Source organism: Verrucosispora sp. NA02020, assembly GCF_013364215.1.
Taxonomy (GTDB): domain Bacteria; phylum Actinomycetota; class Actinomycetes; order Mycobacteriales; family Micromonosporaceae; genus Micromonospora.
On the sequence record NZ_CP054923.1, the window covers coordinates 6,255,787 to 6,272,158 of the forward strand.

11 protein-coding genes and 2 pseudogenes are annotated in these 16,372 nt (G+C 73.0%); 5 read left to right on the forward strand and 8 right to left on the reverse strand.

Going from position 1 to position 16,372, the window contains the following annotated elements:
• Positions 1–361: 361 nt before the first annotated feature.
• Positions 362–1,048: a response regulator transcription factor gene (locus HUT12_RS27880; protein WP_131053629.1), complete on the reverse strand. Its 687-nt coding sequence runs from the start codon at positions 1,046–1,048 to the stop codon at positions 362–364.
• Complete coding sequence (locus HUT12_RS27885; RefSeq protein WP_131053627.1) at positions 1,045–2,313, reverse strand: ATP-binding protein; 1,269 nt, start codon at positions 2,311–2,313, stop codon at positions 1,045–1,047. The genes HUT12_RS27880 and HUT12_RS27885 overlap by 4 nt, the downstream gene beginning before the upstream one ends.
• Positions 2,314–2,484: 171 nt before the next feature.
• Between HUT12_RS27885 and HUT12_RS27890 the strand changes: the two genes are divergently transcribed.
• The 3 genes and pseudogenes from HUT12_RS27890 to HUT12_RS27900 all read left to right on the forward strand — a co-directional run bounded on the left by HUT12_RS27890 (position 2,485) and on the right by HUT12_RS27900 (position 6,204).
• Positions 2,485–4,248: a PspC domain-containing protein gene (locus HUT12_RS27890; RefSeq protein ID WP_176095202.1), complete on the forward strand. Its 1,764-nt coding sequence runs from the start codon at positions 2,485–2,487 to the stop codon at positions 4,246–4,248.
• Positions 4,245–4,427: pseudogene (locus tag HUT12_RS33400) on the forward strand (hypothetical protein); the annotation flags it as partial. The gene HUT12_RS27890 and the pseudogene HUT12_RS33400, both read left to right, overlap by 4 nt.
• A gap of 529 nt (positions 4,428–4,956) precedes the next feature.
• Complete coding sequence (locus HUT12_RS27900) at positions 4,957–6,204, forward strand: phosphatidylserine decarboxylase (protein WP_131053289.1); 1,248 nt, start codon at positions 4,957–4,959, stop codon at positions 6,202–6,204.
• A 60-nt stretch (positions 6,205–6,264) separates the two neighbouring features.
• Here HUT12_RS27900 and HUT12_RS27905 read toward each other — a convergent pair whose 3' ends face one another.
• The 3 genes from HUT12_RS27905 to HUT12_RS27915 form a co-directional block, all read right to left on the reverse strand.
• Positions 6,265–7,182 carry a phosphatidylcholine/phosphatidylserine synthase gene (locus HUT12_RS27905; RefSeq protein WP_131053301.1) on the reverse strand — a complete coding sequence of 306 codons (918 nt, stop codon included), beginning with the start codon at positions 7,180–7,182 and terminating at the stop codon, positions 6,265–6,267.
• A gap of 366 nt (positions 7,183–7,548) precedes the next feature.
• Positions 7,549–8,454, reverse strand: coding sequence for an NUDIX hydrolase (locus HUT12_RS27910; RefSeq protein ID WP_176095203.1), 906 nt, complete (start codon positions 8,452–8,454; stop codon positions 7,549–7,551).
• A gap of 106 nt (positions 8,455–8,560) precedes the next feature.
• A complete protein-coding gene (locus HUT12_RS27915; RefSeq protein ID WP_131053291.1) occupies positions 8,561–9,508 on the reverse strand; it encodes an NUDIX hydrolase in 948 nt (315 codons plus the stop codon).
• 144 nt (positions 9,509–9,652) lie between these two features.
• Here HUT12_RS27915 and HUT12_RS33015 point away from each other — a divergent pair.
• Positions 9,653–9,886, forward strand: a pseudogene (locus HUT12_RS33015) (PspC domain-containing protein); the annotation flags it as partial.
• 238 nt (positions 9,887–10,124) lie between these two features.
• Here HUT12_RS33015 and guaA read toward each other — a convergent pair.
• Positions 10,125–11,681 carry a glutamine-hydrolyzing GMP synthase gene (guaA, locus tag HUT12_RS27925; RefSeq protein ID WP_131053293.1) on the reverse strand — a complete coding sequence of 519 codons (1,557 nt, stop codon included), beginning with the start codon at positions 11,679–11,681 and terminating at the stop codon, positions 10,125–10,127.
• A gap of 86 nt (positions 11,682–11,767) precedes the next feature.
• Positions 11,768–13,474, reverse strand: a complete 1,707-nt coding sequence (locus tag HUT12_RS27930) for an FAD-dependent oxidoreductase (RefSeq protein ID WP_131053294.1) — start codon at positions 13,472–13,474, stop codon at positions 11,768–11,770.
• Between the two features lie 182 nt (positions 13,475–13,656).
• Between HUT12_RS27930 and HUT12_RS27935 the strand changes: the two genes are divergently transcribed.
• Positions 13,657–14,769, forward strand: a complete 1,113-nt coding sequence (locus tag HUT12_RS27935; RefSeq protein WP_176095204.1) for an LCP family protein — start codon at positions 13,657–13,659, stop codon at positions 14,767–14,769.
• Positions 14,770–14,846: 77 nt separating this feature from the next.
• On the opposite strand, the gene HUT12_RS27940 is transcribed toward HUT12_RS27935, so the two are convergent.
• The gene (locus tag HUT12_RS27940; protein WP_176095205.1) at positions 14,847–16,265 is read right to left on the reverse strand and encodes a M1 family metallopeptidase; all 1,419 of its coding nucleotides are present in this window, start codon (positions 16,263–16,265) and stop codon (positions 14,847–14,849) included.
• Positions 16,266–16,372: the final 107 nt, after the last annotated feature.

The window sequence follows — 16,372 nt, forward strand, 5'->3', positions numbered from 1 at the left end:
CAGGGCGCTCGGCTCACGAGGGGGTTGTGAGGTGCCTGCCACTGTGACACCCGATGCGCCCAAGCCGAAAGGCGTGTTATCAACCCGATACCCGCCCGGGACGGCCTCGACATCGACCTGGAGCCCCCTCCACGCCGCTCGACAGGCATGCTATGAGCTGCCCGTCAACGGCTTTTTCGGGCCCGATTGGCCGATTGCCGGCGCGGCCGGAACACCCCGGAGCATCGACCAGGAAACCTGAGGTGAATCCCGCCACGTCGCCCCGAATACTAACCGAAAAGACGATGTCAATTCCAGACGGGAGACCGAACCCGTTACTCGGGTGATCGTCCGCCGGAGAGCCCGTACGAGCCCCGTCCGCTCACACCAACCGGCGGTCCGCGGCCCAGCGGGACAACTCGTAGCGGTTGGACATCTGGAGCTTGCGCAACACGTTGGAGACGTGCGTCTCGACCGTCTTGATCGAGATGTACAGCTCCCGGGCGATCTCCTTGTACGCGTACCCCCGGGCCAGCAGCCGCAGCACCTCGCGCTCGCGGTTGGTGAGCTGGTCCAGCTCGGGATCGGCGACCGGGGCGTCGGGGCGGGACGCGAAGGCGTCCAGCACGAACCCGGCCAGCCGGGGGCTGAACACGGCGTCCCCGTCGGCCACCCGCCGGATCGCCGCAGCCAGTTCGTCCGGTGAGATGGTCTTGGTGACGTAGCCCCGGGCACCGGCCCGGATCAGCCCGATCACGTCCTCGGCGGCGTCGGAGACGCTGAGCGCCAGGAACCGCACCTGCGGGTGGCTGCGCCGCATCGCCTCCAGCACCGCGCGACCGCCCCCGTCGGGCATGTGTACGTCGAGCAGCACCACGTCCGGTCCGGTGGCCGCGATCCTGCTGACCGCCTCGGCCACCGTGCTCGCCTCACCCACCACCTCGACGTGCGCGCCCAGTTCGGCGCGTACCCCGGCGCGGAACATGGCGTGGTCGTCGACCAGGAACACGCGCAGCCGCTCGGGTCCGGCTCCCGTCGGCTCGGCCGGTGGCGTCGACTGCTCGGTCATGATCTGTCCCTTTCCGCCGTGGCCGAGTCCCGACTGATCGGCAGGATCAGTCGGACCTCGGTCCCCTCCCCCGGTCCGGAGCGGATCTCCGCCCGGCCGCCGTGTCGCTTCATCCGCCCGATGATCGAGCCCCGTACACCGTGCCGGTGATCCTCCACGGTATCCGGATCGAAGCCCGCCCCCCGGTCCCGTACGAAGACACTGACCTGGTCGGGTTCCACCTCCGCGTAGAGCGAGACGGTCTGCACCCCGGCATGCCGGGCGGCGTTCACCAGTGCCTCCCGGGCCGCGGCCACGATCGCGCCGACCCGTTCGTCGGTGTCCCGGTCACCGACCACCACCGCCTCCACGGTGATCGCGAAGGTGTCCTCGACCTCGGCCGCGGCCTGTTCCAACGCGGCGGCGAACCGTTCGGTCGGCGACGCGGTCGGCTTGTAGAGCCAGTTCCGAAGCGAACGCTCCTGGCCCCGGGCCAGCCGCTGGACGGCCTTCACGTCGCTGGCGTTGCGCTGGATCAACGCGAGGGTGTGCAGCACCTGGTCGTGCACCATGGCCGCCAGTTCGGCCCGTTCCTGTTCCCGGATGCGACCCTCACGCTCCGAGCGGAGCTGGTTCCAGGTCCGCCAGAGCACCGGCGCCGTCACCACCCCGACACCGGCCAGGCCGACCAGCGCGAAGATCACGCCGTTGATCACCGCGTCCAGGTTCTGCGCCGGGGAGTAGACGGCGGCGACACCGATGATGCCGACGGCGACCAACACCCCACCGCCGACGAACCGGAGCACGAAGGCCCGCCGGTCGCTCTCCTCCACCACCGCGCCGAGCCACGGCACCGGCAGCGACTCGCCCCACTGCCGCCGCCGCTCGGGGGTGGACTGGTGCCAGATCACGCCGGCACCCACCGCGATGATCGCGACCAGCCAGCCGGCGGTGCCCGCCGCACCCACCGAGTCGAAGAGCATCATCTGGACCAGCAGTACGCCGAGCCCGATCGCCACGAAGGGCAGCAGCTGCCCGAACTCCCGCCGGGGCGGTACGGCGGTGTCTCCCGGACGCAGCGGCACGACGGCCCAGAAGGCCGCATAGAGCAGCAGGCCGAGCCCGCTCAGCCCGAGCAGCACCATGAAGGCGACCCGGACCCGGCGTACCGGAACGTCGAGGTGCTCGGCGATGCCGGCAGCCACCCCGGCGGCCATCCGGTGCTCCGGGGCGCGATAGAGGCGCGGTGGCTGGCTGACGGTACTGATCACGTACTCCCTGGTCAGAACGGCTCGTGCCGGTGAAGGAGGAATGCGGCGGCGTTGGTCCGATCGTCACACGCGCGGTGGTCGGCCGACCACGGGGACGCCCCGGACATTGGCGGCCCACCGATCTCAGGGTGGGGTCAGGGTCGTCTCCGGAGGTCGCTCGGGTCCGTGGCGCAGCAGTATCGAGACATGACCGACGACGCTGCTCAGCCGCACCGGCCGGGGCCCACGGAGAAGGCGCCGGGGCACGACGCCCCGGCACCGGACGCGCCCGACACACCGGGCGCCGTTCAGGACGGTCCCGACACACCGGCCGCTGCTCCGGACGGTCCCGACCCGTCGGCCGCACCGCCACCGGCTGGATCGACGGCGTGGGACGCGACGCCCCCGCCGGTCGGCACGCCACCACCCGCCGGGCCGGGGGGGCCGGGCGGGTCGGCGTACACCGAGGGTCCGCCGGCCGCCCCGCCGCCCGGCGGGAGCGGCGCACCACCACCCGGGGGGACCGGCGCACCACCGCCGTCGGAGGGTCCCTGGCCGCACTTCGGCGGCGCCGGATTCACCTCGCGGTACGGGCTGGTCCGCCCCCGCGACGGCCGTTACCTGGCCGGGGTGTGCGCCGCCGTCGGTCGCGCCACCAACACCGACCCGGTGCTCTGGCGGGTGCTGCTCGCCGTGCTCGGCTTCTTCGGCGGCATCGGCATCCTGCTCTACGTCACCGCCTGGTTGATCATCCCGGGCGAGGGCGACACCGCCTCACCTGTCGAGTCCATGCTCGGGCGGGGTCGGTCCAGCATGTCCCCGGTGACCGTGATCGTGCTCAGCATCCTGGTCGCGATCAGCTTCGGCTTCATCGTCACCGACGCCTTCCGGGCGGTGCTGCTCGGCGCGGCGATCCTGGTCGGCGGCGCACTGCTGCTCAACCGCCACCAGCAACGCGGCCCGCATCCTGCGGGCGGTCCGGTCGGCGCACCGGCGCCACCCGCCGGACCTCCGGGTCCGGTGCCGCCGGTGAGCTATCCCGGCCCCGCCGGATATCCGCCGCCGCCCGGCGGGTTCGGCCGCACCGTCCCGGCGTTCACCGCGCCGGCCGCCTTCCACGCGCCCGCCCCGGTCCCCGGATCGGCACCCGCTCCGGCCGGGCGCGCCGAGGACCCGACCCGGTTCCTGCCGCCGACCCCACCGTGGTCCCCGGTGGGCTCCCCCACGCCGCTGGTGGTGCCACCGACCGTGCCGCCGCACTCGTCGACCTACCGTGCCCCGTTCGCCCCGCACGGCCCGTACGCCGGGCAGACCCCGGTGGCACCGCCGCCCAGGCCGCCGAAGCCGCCGAAGAAGCCCCGGGAACGTTCCGCACTCGGTGCGGTGACCTTCTCGCTGATCTTCGTCGCGCTGGGCGCGGTGGGCATCCTCGATCTGCTCGACGTCTTCCGGATCGGCGCGTCGGCGTACTTCGCGGCGGTTCTCGCCGTGATCGCCCTGGGCCTGCTGGTGGGCACCTGGTTCGGCCGGGCCCGCTGGCTCATCGCGCTCGGTCTGGTGGCCTCCGCCGCTCTGGGGGTGGCCACGGTCGCCGAGTCGTACGACCGGGTCCGTGGTGTGGACGGCACCGTGACCTGGGCGCCCACCGACCACCGCGACCTCGCGGTGCGGTACGAGCAGAGCTTCTCCGACGCGGTGCTCGACCTGCGCGCGGTCGACTTCGACCAGAAGGACACCGAGATCACCGTGGTCATCAACTTCGGCGAGGCCACGGTGGTCGTTCCGCCGAACGTGGACGTGACGACCAACGCGCATGTCACCGCAGGTGACGCCAACGTCTTCGGCCAACGCACCGGCGGCCTGGACAACCGGCTCACGGAGATCGTCGACCTCGGCGCGGACGGTGTCGGTGGCGGCAAGCTCCGCCTCAACCTGCAGATCAACGCCGGACACATGGAGGTGACCCGGTGAGGGTGCATCGCACGGACCTGGTGTCGTTCGCCTTCGGGCTGCTCTTCCTGTCGTTCGCCGCCTGGTGGCTACTGGCCCAGGTGCTCGGCCTGGTGCTGCCGCCGGTGGGTTGGTTCCTGGCCGGTGGGTTGATCCTGATCGGCGCGTTCGGCCTGGTCGGTGCGCTGCGGTCCAGCCGACACAGCCGGACGTCGGCGGACGAGGCCGTCCCGACCGAGCCGGCCGCTCCCCCGGCCGCCGGCCTGGGCTCGCCGACCGCCTTCGAGCCGTCGGACCTGGACTCGCCGACCGCCTTCGGGCCGACCGGCCCCGACTCGCCGACCGTCTCCGGGCCCACCGACCCGGACTCACCGACCGTGTTCCGGCCGACCGACCCGGACTCACCGGCGGGCACCTGGCCCGACCTGGCCGGCGACCCGGCCACCGGGACGGCGCCGGGCCGGGCGGAGACGGACGACCGGACCCTCGGTCTCCCCTACGGGGACGACACGTCGCCGACGCCGCCACGGGGGCCTGCCGCCTGACCATGCGGCGCCTGTCCGCAGCCGCCTATGCTGGCCGGTGTGCTCCCGCCTCCGTCGGCCGGCCACGCCGCAGGGCCTCCTGCGCTGGCCGCCGGCTCGCGCGGGCCGTCCGTGGCAGGCCCGGCCCCGCCACTGGCGGTGATCTCGCGACAGTCGCCTCTACCCCGTCAGGAGCCTGTTCGACATGACCCAGTCCCCCGCCGTGCGTGTCCCCGGACGGTCCGGTCCGGTCCGCCTCGGCGAGCGTGCCGCCCGTACTCTCGTCGCCGAGCTCGCTCGGATCAACGACCCGAAGGCCGCCCTGCTTGTGGGCGCTGCCCCGGAGTCCGCTGTGCTGGCCGCAGCGATCGACGCGCTGCTGCCCGGCGACACCCTCACCCTGGTGCCCACCGAGCGCGTCAGTGCGACGGCGCTGCGGGAACACGTCACCGCCCAGGGGCGCTGGGTCGCCGACCGGGTCCGTGTGGTGGACAGCCTCACCGAGGCCGAGCCCGCCACCGTGGTGGTCGCCGGTGAGCCGTTCGTCGGCACCGCGGACGAGACCCGGAGCACCGTCGAGGAGCTGACCAAGTACCTGGCCGACGGCGGGGTACTCACCGTGTCCACGGCGGTCGCCCGGACCGCCGGCGCCGCCGCCGAGCTGGAGCGGCAGGGCGCGCTGCACGGCGTCGGGGCCGACCTGGTGCTGCGCAACTCACCGCCGGTACGCGTGTACCGGCTCCGCTTCACGCCGGCCGACGCCGCGTCGGCGGAGCGTCTCGCTCCCGCCTACCGGCCGTCGAGCGTGCCGCTGACCCGCGACATGCACATCGACTCCAACGGGGTGGCCGCCGCCGGCATCGCCCTCGGTCTGGCCGCGCTGACCCGCCTGGCCCGGCCGAAGTCGAAGCTCTGGTTGCTGCCCGCGCTGGCCGCCGCGCCCGTGGCCGCCTTCTTCCGCGACCCGGAGCGGGACGTGCCGGAGGACCCGTCGGCCGTGGTGGCCGCCGCCGACGGCGAGGTGCTGTCCGTGCAGCGCCTGCACGACGAGCGCTTCGGCGACGGCGAGTTCCTGCGGGTCGCCGTCTTCCTCTCGGTGCTCGACGTGCACGTCAACCGCTCGCCGGTGGCGGGCAAGGTGGTGGACTACTTCGTCGCCGACGGCGGGTTCGTCAACGCGATGAAGCCGGACGCGGAGCACAACGTGGCCGCGTACACGGTGCTGGACACCGCCCACGGCACCGTCGTGGTGGCCCAGCGGACCGGCCTGATCGCGCGGCGGATCGTGCAGCGGGCCCCGATCGGCGCACTGCTGGCCCGGGGCGAGCGGTTCGGCCTGATCCGGTTCGGTTCGCGGACCGACGTCTACCTGCCGGCCGAGGCCGCCGAGCCGCTGGTCGGGCCGGGCGACAAGGTCGTCGGTGGGTCGAGCGTCATCGCCCGCTGGCGCTGAGCGGTACGAAGAAGGGGCGTCCCGGCCGGGACGCCCCTTCTTCGTGCCATGTCGATCAGGTCAGATGAGGGTGCGGCGCTGGCGGAGCCAGAGCACCGGACCGCTGACCAGGTAACCCACCACGATCAGACCGAACGTGACCCGGATGTCGATCAGCGCACCGAGCACCGGGACCACCCAGACCCACGGCGGCAGCTTGACCAGCCGCGCGAGCTTCGCGTACGGGAAGCTGCTGACCATGGTGAAGGCGAGCAGCGCCACCCCGGCGACCTGCACCAGACCCGGCACCGGCAGGCCGATCACGACCATCAGGGCGAGCACGGCCGCCGCCATGGTGGTCGGCACGCCGCAGAAGAAGCGGCCGTCCTGGGGTGAGACGTTGAAGCGGGCCAACCGGATCGCGGCGCACGCGGCGACCAGTGCGGCGGCCACCCCGGCGGCGGCCATCGGCACCTCACCGGCGAGCGAGGCGTAGACCACCACCGGTGCGGCGAGACCGAACGAGCACATGTCGGCGAGCGAGTCCATCTGCGCGCCGAAGGGGCTGGAGACCCCGAGCTTGCGGGCCAGCGCGCCGTCGAGGCCGTCGAAGGCGACGCAGGCGATGAGCAGCAGGGCCGCCAGTTGTACGTCGCCACGCATGGCGACGAAGATCGCGTTGATGCCCAGCACCAGGCTGGCCAGTGTGCAGGCGTTGACCAGGGCGAACTTCATCCGCCGGGCCATCGTCCGCTCACCGGGGAGCAGCGGGATCGGTGTCTGGGCGCTCTCCTCCACCGGAGCCGGCACGACGGCGGGGCTGACCGGGGCGATTGTCTCGATCCGTGTGCGGTGGAACCGCTGCAGGCCGTACCGGCGACGCGGACGGTCCTGGTACCTCGGCTCGGGCAGCACGTCAGCCGTGCCGCCCCCCTCCACACCTCGACGACCGACGCGGACCAACAGGACCTGGCGGGCGAGACTGCCGCTGCGGCGCAGCGGGCCCGTCCAGTTGCGTCCGGCGGGACGCGGGCTGTCAGTGGTACGACGCCGGCGCCATGGGGCTCTCGGCACGCTTCCTCCATCACCGGATCGTTGGCCGCCACCTGGGGCCGGCGTCCGGCTCTCTCGTGCCGGGTCTCTTCGACCCGGCAGCCGTTTTGCGGAGTACACCATTGCATAGGGGGACGGGGATTGGCGATAGCTACCGGCGCTACTTATATCTGCCTCAACCGTGCAAACCGCCGTCTTATTCCCATCCCGGGACATTCTTGCCCGTATTCAGTGTCAGCGCTGCCTCGACTGTACCGGAGCCGGTCATCCCCGGCCCGGTGAGCAGGAGCCCGGAGGGTGCCGCGACCAACGTCACATGAGCGCGTCGAGCGCCCGCGAGGCGATCTCCGTCATCGGCAGTTCTCGCAGCTCAGGAATGGTGAACCAGGCGGCTTGGGCGGTGGAGCCGCCGGCCAGTTCGGTCACCGCCGGAACGGTCGGAACATCGACCAGCACCCGATAGACGACCCGGATCCCGTGCCAGTCGATCGGATACCCTTCCGGACCCAGTGCGACCTGATTGTGCAGATTGTCCACTTCGATCAACTCGGTCACCCGACCCAGTTGTCCGGACTCCTCGACCAGTTCCCGTAGCAGCGCGGTGACCGGCTGTTCGCCATGATCAGTACCGCCGCCGGGCAGGTGCCAGCGGCCGGCACCCGGATAGCCGTCCGCGATCAACGACAGCAGCACCCGGCCCGCCGGGTCGGTGACCACGCCGTACGCCCCGAAACGCTGCCGTCGGCGCGGCTCGGGAGGCGGGAAGGGTGCCGTCCGGCGCAGCGCCGCCGACGGCAACGGGACCACCGGCAGACCGAGCGCCTCGGCCGTGAACGGCAGCAGCGGCAGCACGGACGCCTCGGCCGGGCTGCACCAGCGGGCGAGATCGGTGCTGCCGATCGCCTCGGCCCGCAGCCGCCCGCCCAGCGGGTTGACGTCGAACAGCACCCGGTCGGTGTGCAGGGCCACCCCGAGGTCCGGATAGGGCGTCACGTCGGCGACCACCGCCCGCAGCCCGGTCACCTCGACGACCAGGCCGGTCTCCTCGGCGCACTCGCGGACCACCGCGTCGGCGGGATGCTCGGCGTGCTCCAGGCCACCGCCGGGCAGCGACCAGACCGCGGGGAAGTCCGCCTCCGCCGAGCCCCGCACCAGAAGCATGCGCCGCTCGGCGTCCCGCAGCACCCCGTACGCACCGACCCGCCGCAGCTGTTCCACGTCCCGACCCTAGTGCGGCGTCCGGAGCGGTCACCGGACCGGTCTAGATCGATCATGAAGTTGACGGGTGCTCGCCGCCAACCCCACGATCGTCGGACGGGTGACGTCAGGTCAGTCGAGCCGCCTGCACGGCCTCCGCCGTGACCTCGGTGAGGCGGTCGGTGGGCAGGGCGCCCAACTCCTCCCGCGCGAACCAGCGGGCCTCACAGGTGGAACCACCGACGTCGGCGACGGTGGGCGGGGCGGGCTTGTCGACCACGACCCGGTAGAAGGCACGGACGCCGTGCCAGTCGATCGGGTAGCCCTCCGGGCCGAGCGAGGCGGCGTCCCGGTGGCTGGCGACCCCGAGCAGCTCGACCAGCCGCCCGTCCTGCCCGGTCTCCTCGACCAGTTCCCGGATCAGCGCGGCACCCGGCTGCTCGCCGTAGTCGGTGCCGCCACCGGGCAGGTGCCAGCACCCCGCACCCGGGTAGCCGTCGGAGACCCGGGTCAACAGCACCCGCCCGTCCGGGTCGGTGACGACGGCGTACGCGGCGAAGCGCTGCGCCCGGTGCAGCCCGTCCGGGCCGGGCACCGCATAGAAGGAGGGGAACTCCGGCGCCTCGTCGGGGACGATGTCCGCCGAGGAGGCGGGCAGCCCCAGTGCACGGGCGGTGAAGGAGCGCAGCGGCAGGCGCTGCGCCTCCTCCCGGGTGACCCAGCGGACCAGGTCGGTCGGCCGGTCGACCCGGTCGGTCAGCGAGCCGCCCCGGACCGAGACCCGGTAGAGCAGCCGGTCGGTGTGGATGGTGATGCCCCGCTCGGGCAGGGCACGCATGTCGGCCAGGACGTCCTGGAGGCCGGCCACGGCCACCGACAGCCCGGTCTCGGCGGCGGTCTCGCGGACGACGGTGTGGTGCGGGTCCTCGCCGTGGTCGACAGCCCCACCGGGCAGGGACCACGTGCCGGGTGTGCCGGAGCGCTCCGATGCGCGGACCAGCAACACTCGGTCAACCGAATCAGCACAGACTGCATATGCCGCGATCCTGCGCAGCGGCTCCAGCATGGTGGTCACGGAGCCAAATTCTCCCCGTGTCCGGTTACCGCAGCGGAAAAGAGTCGGATTCCTGACTGATCACTCGCCCCTGAGGGGCAGGTCAGGGTAAGACTCCGGGCCATCACCGAGGTCGATGAGCGTCGCGACGCGGACCGTGGAGTCATGACTTCCACATCGCAGGCCCCGTACAAGCAGTTGCGCCGCCCGACCACCGACCGGATGATCGCCGGTGTGGCCAGCGGCCTCGGCCGGTACTTCGCCGTCGACCCCACCCTGGTCCGCGTCGCCTTCGCCGTCGGCACGTTGCTGACCGGCGGGATCGCCGCGCTCGCGTACCCGGTCATGTGGTTCCTGATGCCCGAGGAGCCGGCCGGTGCGCCGGCCTGGCCGCACCCGGCGGACGCGACGCCCCACGCCGCGCCGCCGCCCGGACCGGCCGGTGGCCCGTCGCACCCCGCCTGGCCCTTCCCGGCCCCGGGAGCGGCCCCCACCGGCCCGGTGACCACCCCGCACGCACCCCCGCAGGCGCCGGTCGTCGGGCCGGAGCCGATCGTCGAATCGGGGCCGGAGGCCGGGCCACAGCCGACCCCCGGAACGTCACCTCAGCCGCCGGACCGACCGGCCGTCTGAGGCGTCACTCCCACTCGATGGTGCCCGGTGGCTTGCTGGTGACGTCCAGGACCACCCGGTTCACCTCGGCGACCTCGTTGGTGATCCGGGTGGAGATCCGGGCGATCACGTCGTAGGGCAGGCGGGACCAGTCGGCGGTCATCGCGTCCTCGCTGGAGACCGGGCGCAGCACCACGGGATGACCGTAGCTGCGCCCGTCGCCCTGCACACCGACGCTGCGCACGTCGGCCAGCAGCACCACCGGGAACTGCCAGACGTCGCGGTCCAGCCCGGCGGCGGTGAGCTCCTGGCGGGCGATGAAGTCGGCCCGGCGCAGCAGGTCCAGTCGCTCCCGGTCGACCGCACCGATGATCCGGATGGCCAGGCCCGGGCCGGGGAACGGGTGCCGCCAGACCATCGCCTCGGGCAGTCCGAGCTGGAGACCGAGCGTACGGACCTCGTCCTTGAACAGCGTGCGCAGCGGCTCGACCAGGGCGAACTTGAGATCGTCGGGGAGCCCGCCGACGTTGTGGTGGCTCTTGATGTTGGCGGTGCCGGTGCCGCCCCCGGACTCGACCACGTCCGGATAGAGCGTGCCCTGCACCAGGAACTCGACGTCACCGTGGGCGGCGACCTCACGGGCGGCGGCCTCGAAGACCCGGATGAACTCTCGGCCGATGATCTTGCGCTTCTGCTCCGGGTCGATCACCCCGGCCAGCGCGCCGAGGAACCGGTCGGCGGCGTCCACCACCTTGAGCTTGATGCCGGTGGCGGCGACGTAGTCCTTCTCCACCTGCTCGGCCTCGCCCGCGCGCAGCAGGCCGTGGTCGACGAAGACGCAGGTGAGCTGGTCACCGACGGCCCTGTGCACCAGCGCGGCCGCCACCGCGGAGTCGACCCCGCCGCTCAGCCCGCAGATGACCTCCTTGTCACCCACCTGCTCGCGGATCCGGGCCACCTGCTCGTCGATGATGTTCTCGGCGGTCCAGGTCGGCTCGATCTCGGCGATGTCGTACAGGAAGCGGGTCAGCATCTCCTGCCCGTGCGCGGTGTGCCCCACCTCGGGGTGGAACTGCACCCCGGCCCGCCGACCGGCCAGGTCCTCGAAGGCGGCGACCGGCGCACCGGCCGACTCGGCGGTCACCGTGAAGCCCTCGGGCGCCTCGGTGACGCAGTCGCCGTGACTCATCCAGACCGGCAGGTCGGCTGGCAGGTCGCGGAGCAGCACACCCGGGTCGAGCAGGCGGGGCCGCAGCGGGGTGCCGCCGTACTCGCGGTTGCCGGTGCGGGCCACCGTGCCGCCGAGCGAGCGGGCCATCGCCTGGAACCCGTAGCAGATGCCGAAGACCGGCACGCCGGTGTGGAACAGCCCGTCGTCCACCTGCGGCGCGCCCGGCTCGTAGACGCTGGAGGGGCCACCGGAGAGGATGATCGCGGCCGGGTTCCGGGCCAGCATCTCGGCCACGGGCATGGTGTGCGGGACGATCTCGGAGTAGACCCGCGCCTCGCGTACCCGGCGGGCGATCAGCTGGGCGTACTGGGCACCGAAGTCGACCACGAGGACAGGACGCGGCAGGCTCATGTGCACGAAGCCTACCGACAGTCACCGGTCGCCCCGGTCGCGCCCTGCGCGGTCCCGTCACCCGTCGCGTGGCCGGCCTCGGCGGGTCACGAGCCGCCCTGGTCAGCCAGCGCTCCGGGTGCGCCCGGCGGCACGGCCGGACGGTGCGGGCGGACCGCGGTGAGCCGCCGGTACGGCGCGCCGAGCGGCGGACGCGGGTCGACCTCACCCCGGTTCGGCCAGAGCGACGTGGCGCGCTCGGCCTGGGCGGTGATGGTCAGCGACGGATTCACCCCGAGGTTGGCCGAGACGGCGGCACCGTCCAGCACGTGCAGCCCCGGGTGGCCGTGGACCCGGTGGTACGGGTCGACCACCCCGTCGGCGGGGGACACGCCGATCACCGCGCCGCCCAGGATGTGCGCGGTCATCGGGATGTCGAACGGCTCGGTCAGCGCGCCGCCCGGCGTACCGTCGATCTCCTCCGCCAGCAGCCGCGCGGCCCGGTGGCCGGCCGGGATCCAGGTCGGGTTCGGGACGCCGTGGCCGGGGCCGGAGACCAGCCGGCCGCCGAACGGCCCGCGCCTCCAGCGGGTGGTGAGCGAGTTGTCGACCGACTGCATGACCAGGGCGATCACGGTGCGTTGCGACCAGCCACGGACGGAGAGCATCCGGACGGCCCGGCCGGGATGCCGGACCAGTTGCCCCAGCCAGCGGCGGACCCGGTGCGGCCCGCCCTCGACCAGCAGCGTCTGGAGCAGTCCCATCGCGTTCGCGCCCCGCCCGTACCGGACCGGCTCGACGTGGGTCTGCGGGTCGGGGTGGAACGAACTGGTGATCGCCACCCCCTCGGTGAGGTCGACACCGCGTGCCCGCGCCTGCCGGCGGGACATCGAGGCACCGAGAATCGCCTCCGAGTTGGTGCGGGTCAGCTCACCGAGGCGGGGCGAGAGACCGGGCAGCGCGCCGACGGCCCGCATCTCGTGCAGCAGCCGCTGGGTGCCCAGCGCACCGGCGGCGAAGACCACCTGGTCGGCCTCGATCACCTGCCGACGCCGCCGCAGCCAGGACCCGGTGCGTTCGGTGTGCACCCGGTACCCGCCCCCGACCGGCCGGACCTCGGTCACCGTGGTCAGCGGACGCACCTCGGCACCGAGCCGCTCGGCCAACCAGAGATAGTTCTTGACCAGCGTGTTCTTCGCGCCGTGGCGGCAGCCGGTCATGCAGGCGCCGCAGTGCGTGCAGCCGGTGCGCGCGGGACCGGCACCCCCGAAGTACGGGTCGGCGACCGACTCGCCGGGCCGCCCGATGTGCACGCCGACCGGGGTCGCGTGCACGGTGTGCCCCACCCCCATCCGCTCGGCCACCCGCCGCATCACCCGGTCCGCCGGGGTGACCAGCGGGTACGCGGTGACCCCGAGCATCCGTTTGGCCTGGTCGTAGTGCGGGGCGAGTTCGGCACGCCAGTCCGTGACGTCCCGCCACTGGGGGTCGTCGTAGAACGCGTCCAGCGGCTCGTAGAGCGTGTTGGCGTAGACCAGCGACCCACCGCCGACACCCGCTCCGGACAGCACCAGCACCCCGCCGCCACGTCGCCGGTCGGCGGCCCGCAGCAGGGTGAGGCGTTGCAGGCCGAAGCAGCCCAGCCGGGGCGCCCAGAGGAACCGGCGCAGCCGCCACGAGGTCCGGGGGAACTCGTCGTCGGCGAACCGCCGGCCGGCCTCCAGCACGCCGACCGTGTAGCCCTTCTCGGCCAGCCGCAGCGCGGCGACACTCCCGCCGAAGCCGGACCCGATCACGACCACGTCGTACCGCATGCACGCATCATTACTCGCGAGTAGATCTCGCGCCAGGCGCGGTTTTCGCGCCATCATGCAGCGCACCCGACCGCCGTGGGCCCGACGCGTGCCACGACGCCGTCCCGGACGCCCGCGGGCCGGTCGGTGGCAACCCGGCCCGCCGTGCGGCGGCGGCCCGGCATCGCAGGAGGAGGCGGGGGATGACGTTCGGAGTAAACCGTAGACGGCTGACACTGGCGGTGGCCGGCCTGGTCACGGTGGCGGTGGTGGCCGTCGGCGCGGTGGCGGTGGCCCGGACGGTCGGCGACGACCGCACGCCGACCGCCGCGCCCACCGACGTCGCCACCTCGCCGAGCGCGTCGCCCAGCCCCGTCCCGAGTACGCCCCCACCCGGCGCCGACATCACCGGCCCGCTCAACCTGCTGCTGGTCGGCATCGACACCCGGGTCAGCGTGCCCGGCTGGCAGCCGAACGCCGACGCCGTCCTGGTGCTGCACGTGCCGGCCGGACTGTCCCGGGGGTACCTCTTCTCGCTCCCCCGCGACCTGCTGGTGGACATCCCGGCGTTCCCGGACGCCGACTACCGGGGCGGGCGGACCAAGCTCACCCACGCGATGAGCAACGGCAGTCGGGTGCCGGGCCGACCGAACGAACCGGACCCGGCCCAGGGGTACGAGTTGCTGCGCCGCACCGTCAGCGAGTACACCGGGCTGCGCATCGACGCGGGCGCGGTGCTCACCTTCGGCGGCTTCGACAAGCTGGTGGACAGCCTCGGCGGCGTGGACATCCGGGTCGACCAGCGCGTCGTCTCCCGGCACCGCCAGCCGGACGGCAAGCACCGCCAGCCCGGCCCGGGTGTCGGGGGTTACGTCGGGCCGAGGATGGTCTACGAGCCGGGCGACCGGCACCTCAACGGCTGGCAGGCCCTCGACTACGCGCGCCAGCGCTACCTGCCCGGTGGCGACTACACCCGGCAGCGCCACCAGCAGCAACTCATCCGTGCGCTGATCGGCAGGATCCTCGCCGACGACCTGGGCCGGCAACCGCAGCGCCTCGAGCAGGTGGCCGCCGCGCTCGGCGACGCCATGATCTATGTCGGCGGGCGGCGGATCGTGGAGTTCGCGTACGCCCTCAGCACGCTGTCACCGGACACGCTCACGCTGGTCGGCCTGCCCGGGGCGTCGGTCGGCCGGGGCGGCGCGTACCGGGGCGAGGAACTGACCACCGTCGGTCGCCGGTTCCTGGCCGCCCTGCGCGCCGGACGGGTGGACGCGTACCTCGCCGACCACCCGAAGCTCACCGTGCCGGACTGAGCGGCGCACGGCGGCCTGCCGTCTGTCGCCCTGCCCTCCGCCGTCCGGCAGACAGGCGGTCGGGGCGGGTTGGGTGGTCAGGGTAGGCCGGGCGGGGTGGAGCCGGTGAGCCAGGTGTCGAAGAAGGTGCCCAGCGACCGGCCGGAGACCCGCTCGGCCAGGGCGACGAAGTCGCTGGTGGTGGCGGTGCCGTCCCGGCGTTCGGTGGTCCAGGAGCGCAGGATCTCGAAGAAGGCGTCGTCGCCCACCGTACGGCGCAACGCGTGCACCACCAGCGCCCCGCGTTTGTAGACGGCGGTGCTGAACATCTGGCCCGGACCGGGGTCGAGGGTGGGCCGCGACCAGTCGGTGTCGGCGTACTGGAGTTCGAAACTGCGCTGGGCGGTACGCCCACCGTCGTGCTCCGCCCAGAGCCACTCGGCGTAGCTGGCGAAGCCCTCGTTGAGCCAGATGTCGCCCCAGCGGGCCAACGCCACACTGTTGCCGAACCACTGGTGCGCCAACTCGTGCGCGACCACCGCGTAATTCGGTTCGCCGTCACGGAAGAAACCCGGGCCGTAGACCGGCCGGGACTGCGTCTCCAACGCGTATCCGATGCGGCTGTCGTCGACCACCACCCCGCCGTACGCCTCGAACGGGTACGGCCCGAAGCGACCGGCCAGGAAGTCGGCGATCTCGCCGGTGCGGGCCAGTGACCGTGCCTGCGGACCGGTGGCCGGCATCCCGGTCGGTACGGCGGTGACCAGCGGCTTGCCACCGTGGGTGCCGGTCTCGACCCGGTAGTCACCGATCACCAGCGTGGTCAGGTAGCTCGCCATCGGCGACCGCTCGGCCCACCGCCAGGTGGTCCAGCCGTCGGTGCTGGTCCGCTCCCCCGGCACCCCGTTGCTCAACGCGGCGAGGCCGTCCGGGACGGTCACCTCGATGTCGTACGTGGCCTTGTCGGAGGGGTGGTCGTTGACCGGGAACCAGGTCGACGCCGAGCGCGGCTGGCCGAGCGCGATCGCGCCGTCGTCGGTGTGCTGGAAGCCGCCGCTGCCCAACACGTTGTCGGCGATCGGCTGCGGCACACCGGCGTACGTCACGTCGACCGTGAACCGGCTGCCCTCGGGAAGTCCCCGGCGCGGGGTGACGGTCAGTTCACCGTCGGCGTGCCGGTGCTCGGCCGGTGCGCCGTCCACGGTGACCGTGTCGACCGCCAGCCCGGTCAGGTCCAGGTTGAAGCGGGACAGTCCGTGGGTCGCGGTCGCCCTGACCTCGGCCCGGCCGGCGAGCCGGTCGTCGGCCGGGTCGTAGCGCACCACCAACCGGTAGTGGTCCACGTCGTACCCGCCGTTGCCGCTGCCCGGCACGTACGGGTCGGCCAGGTCGACGCTGCCCGCCCGGAACCCGTCGCGGTCCGCGGGCTCGCGCTCCCCCGTGCAGCTCACCAGCCCCACAGCGGCCACCACGGCCACCACGCCAGCCCGCCACCGCCGCCCCGCACCCCTGCTCATCCGCCAGAGCCTACCGCCGCCCACGTCATCGATCATGGAGTTGTGGCGGCGGCGAACCGGGCAAACCAATACGGGTCGCCTGCCACAACTCCATGATCGACGGTCCG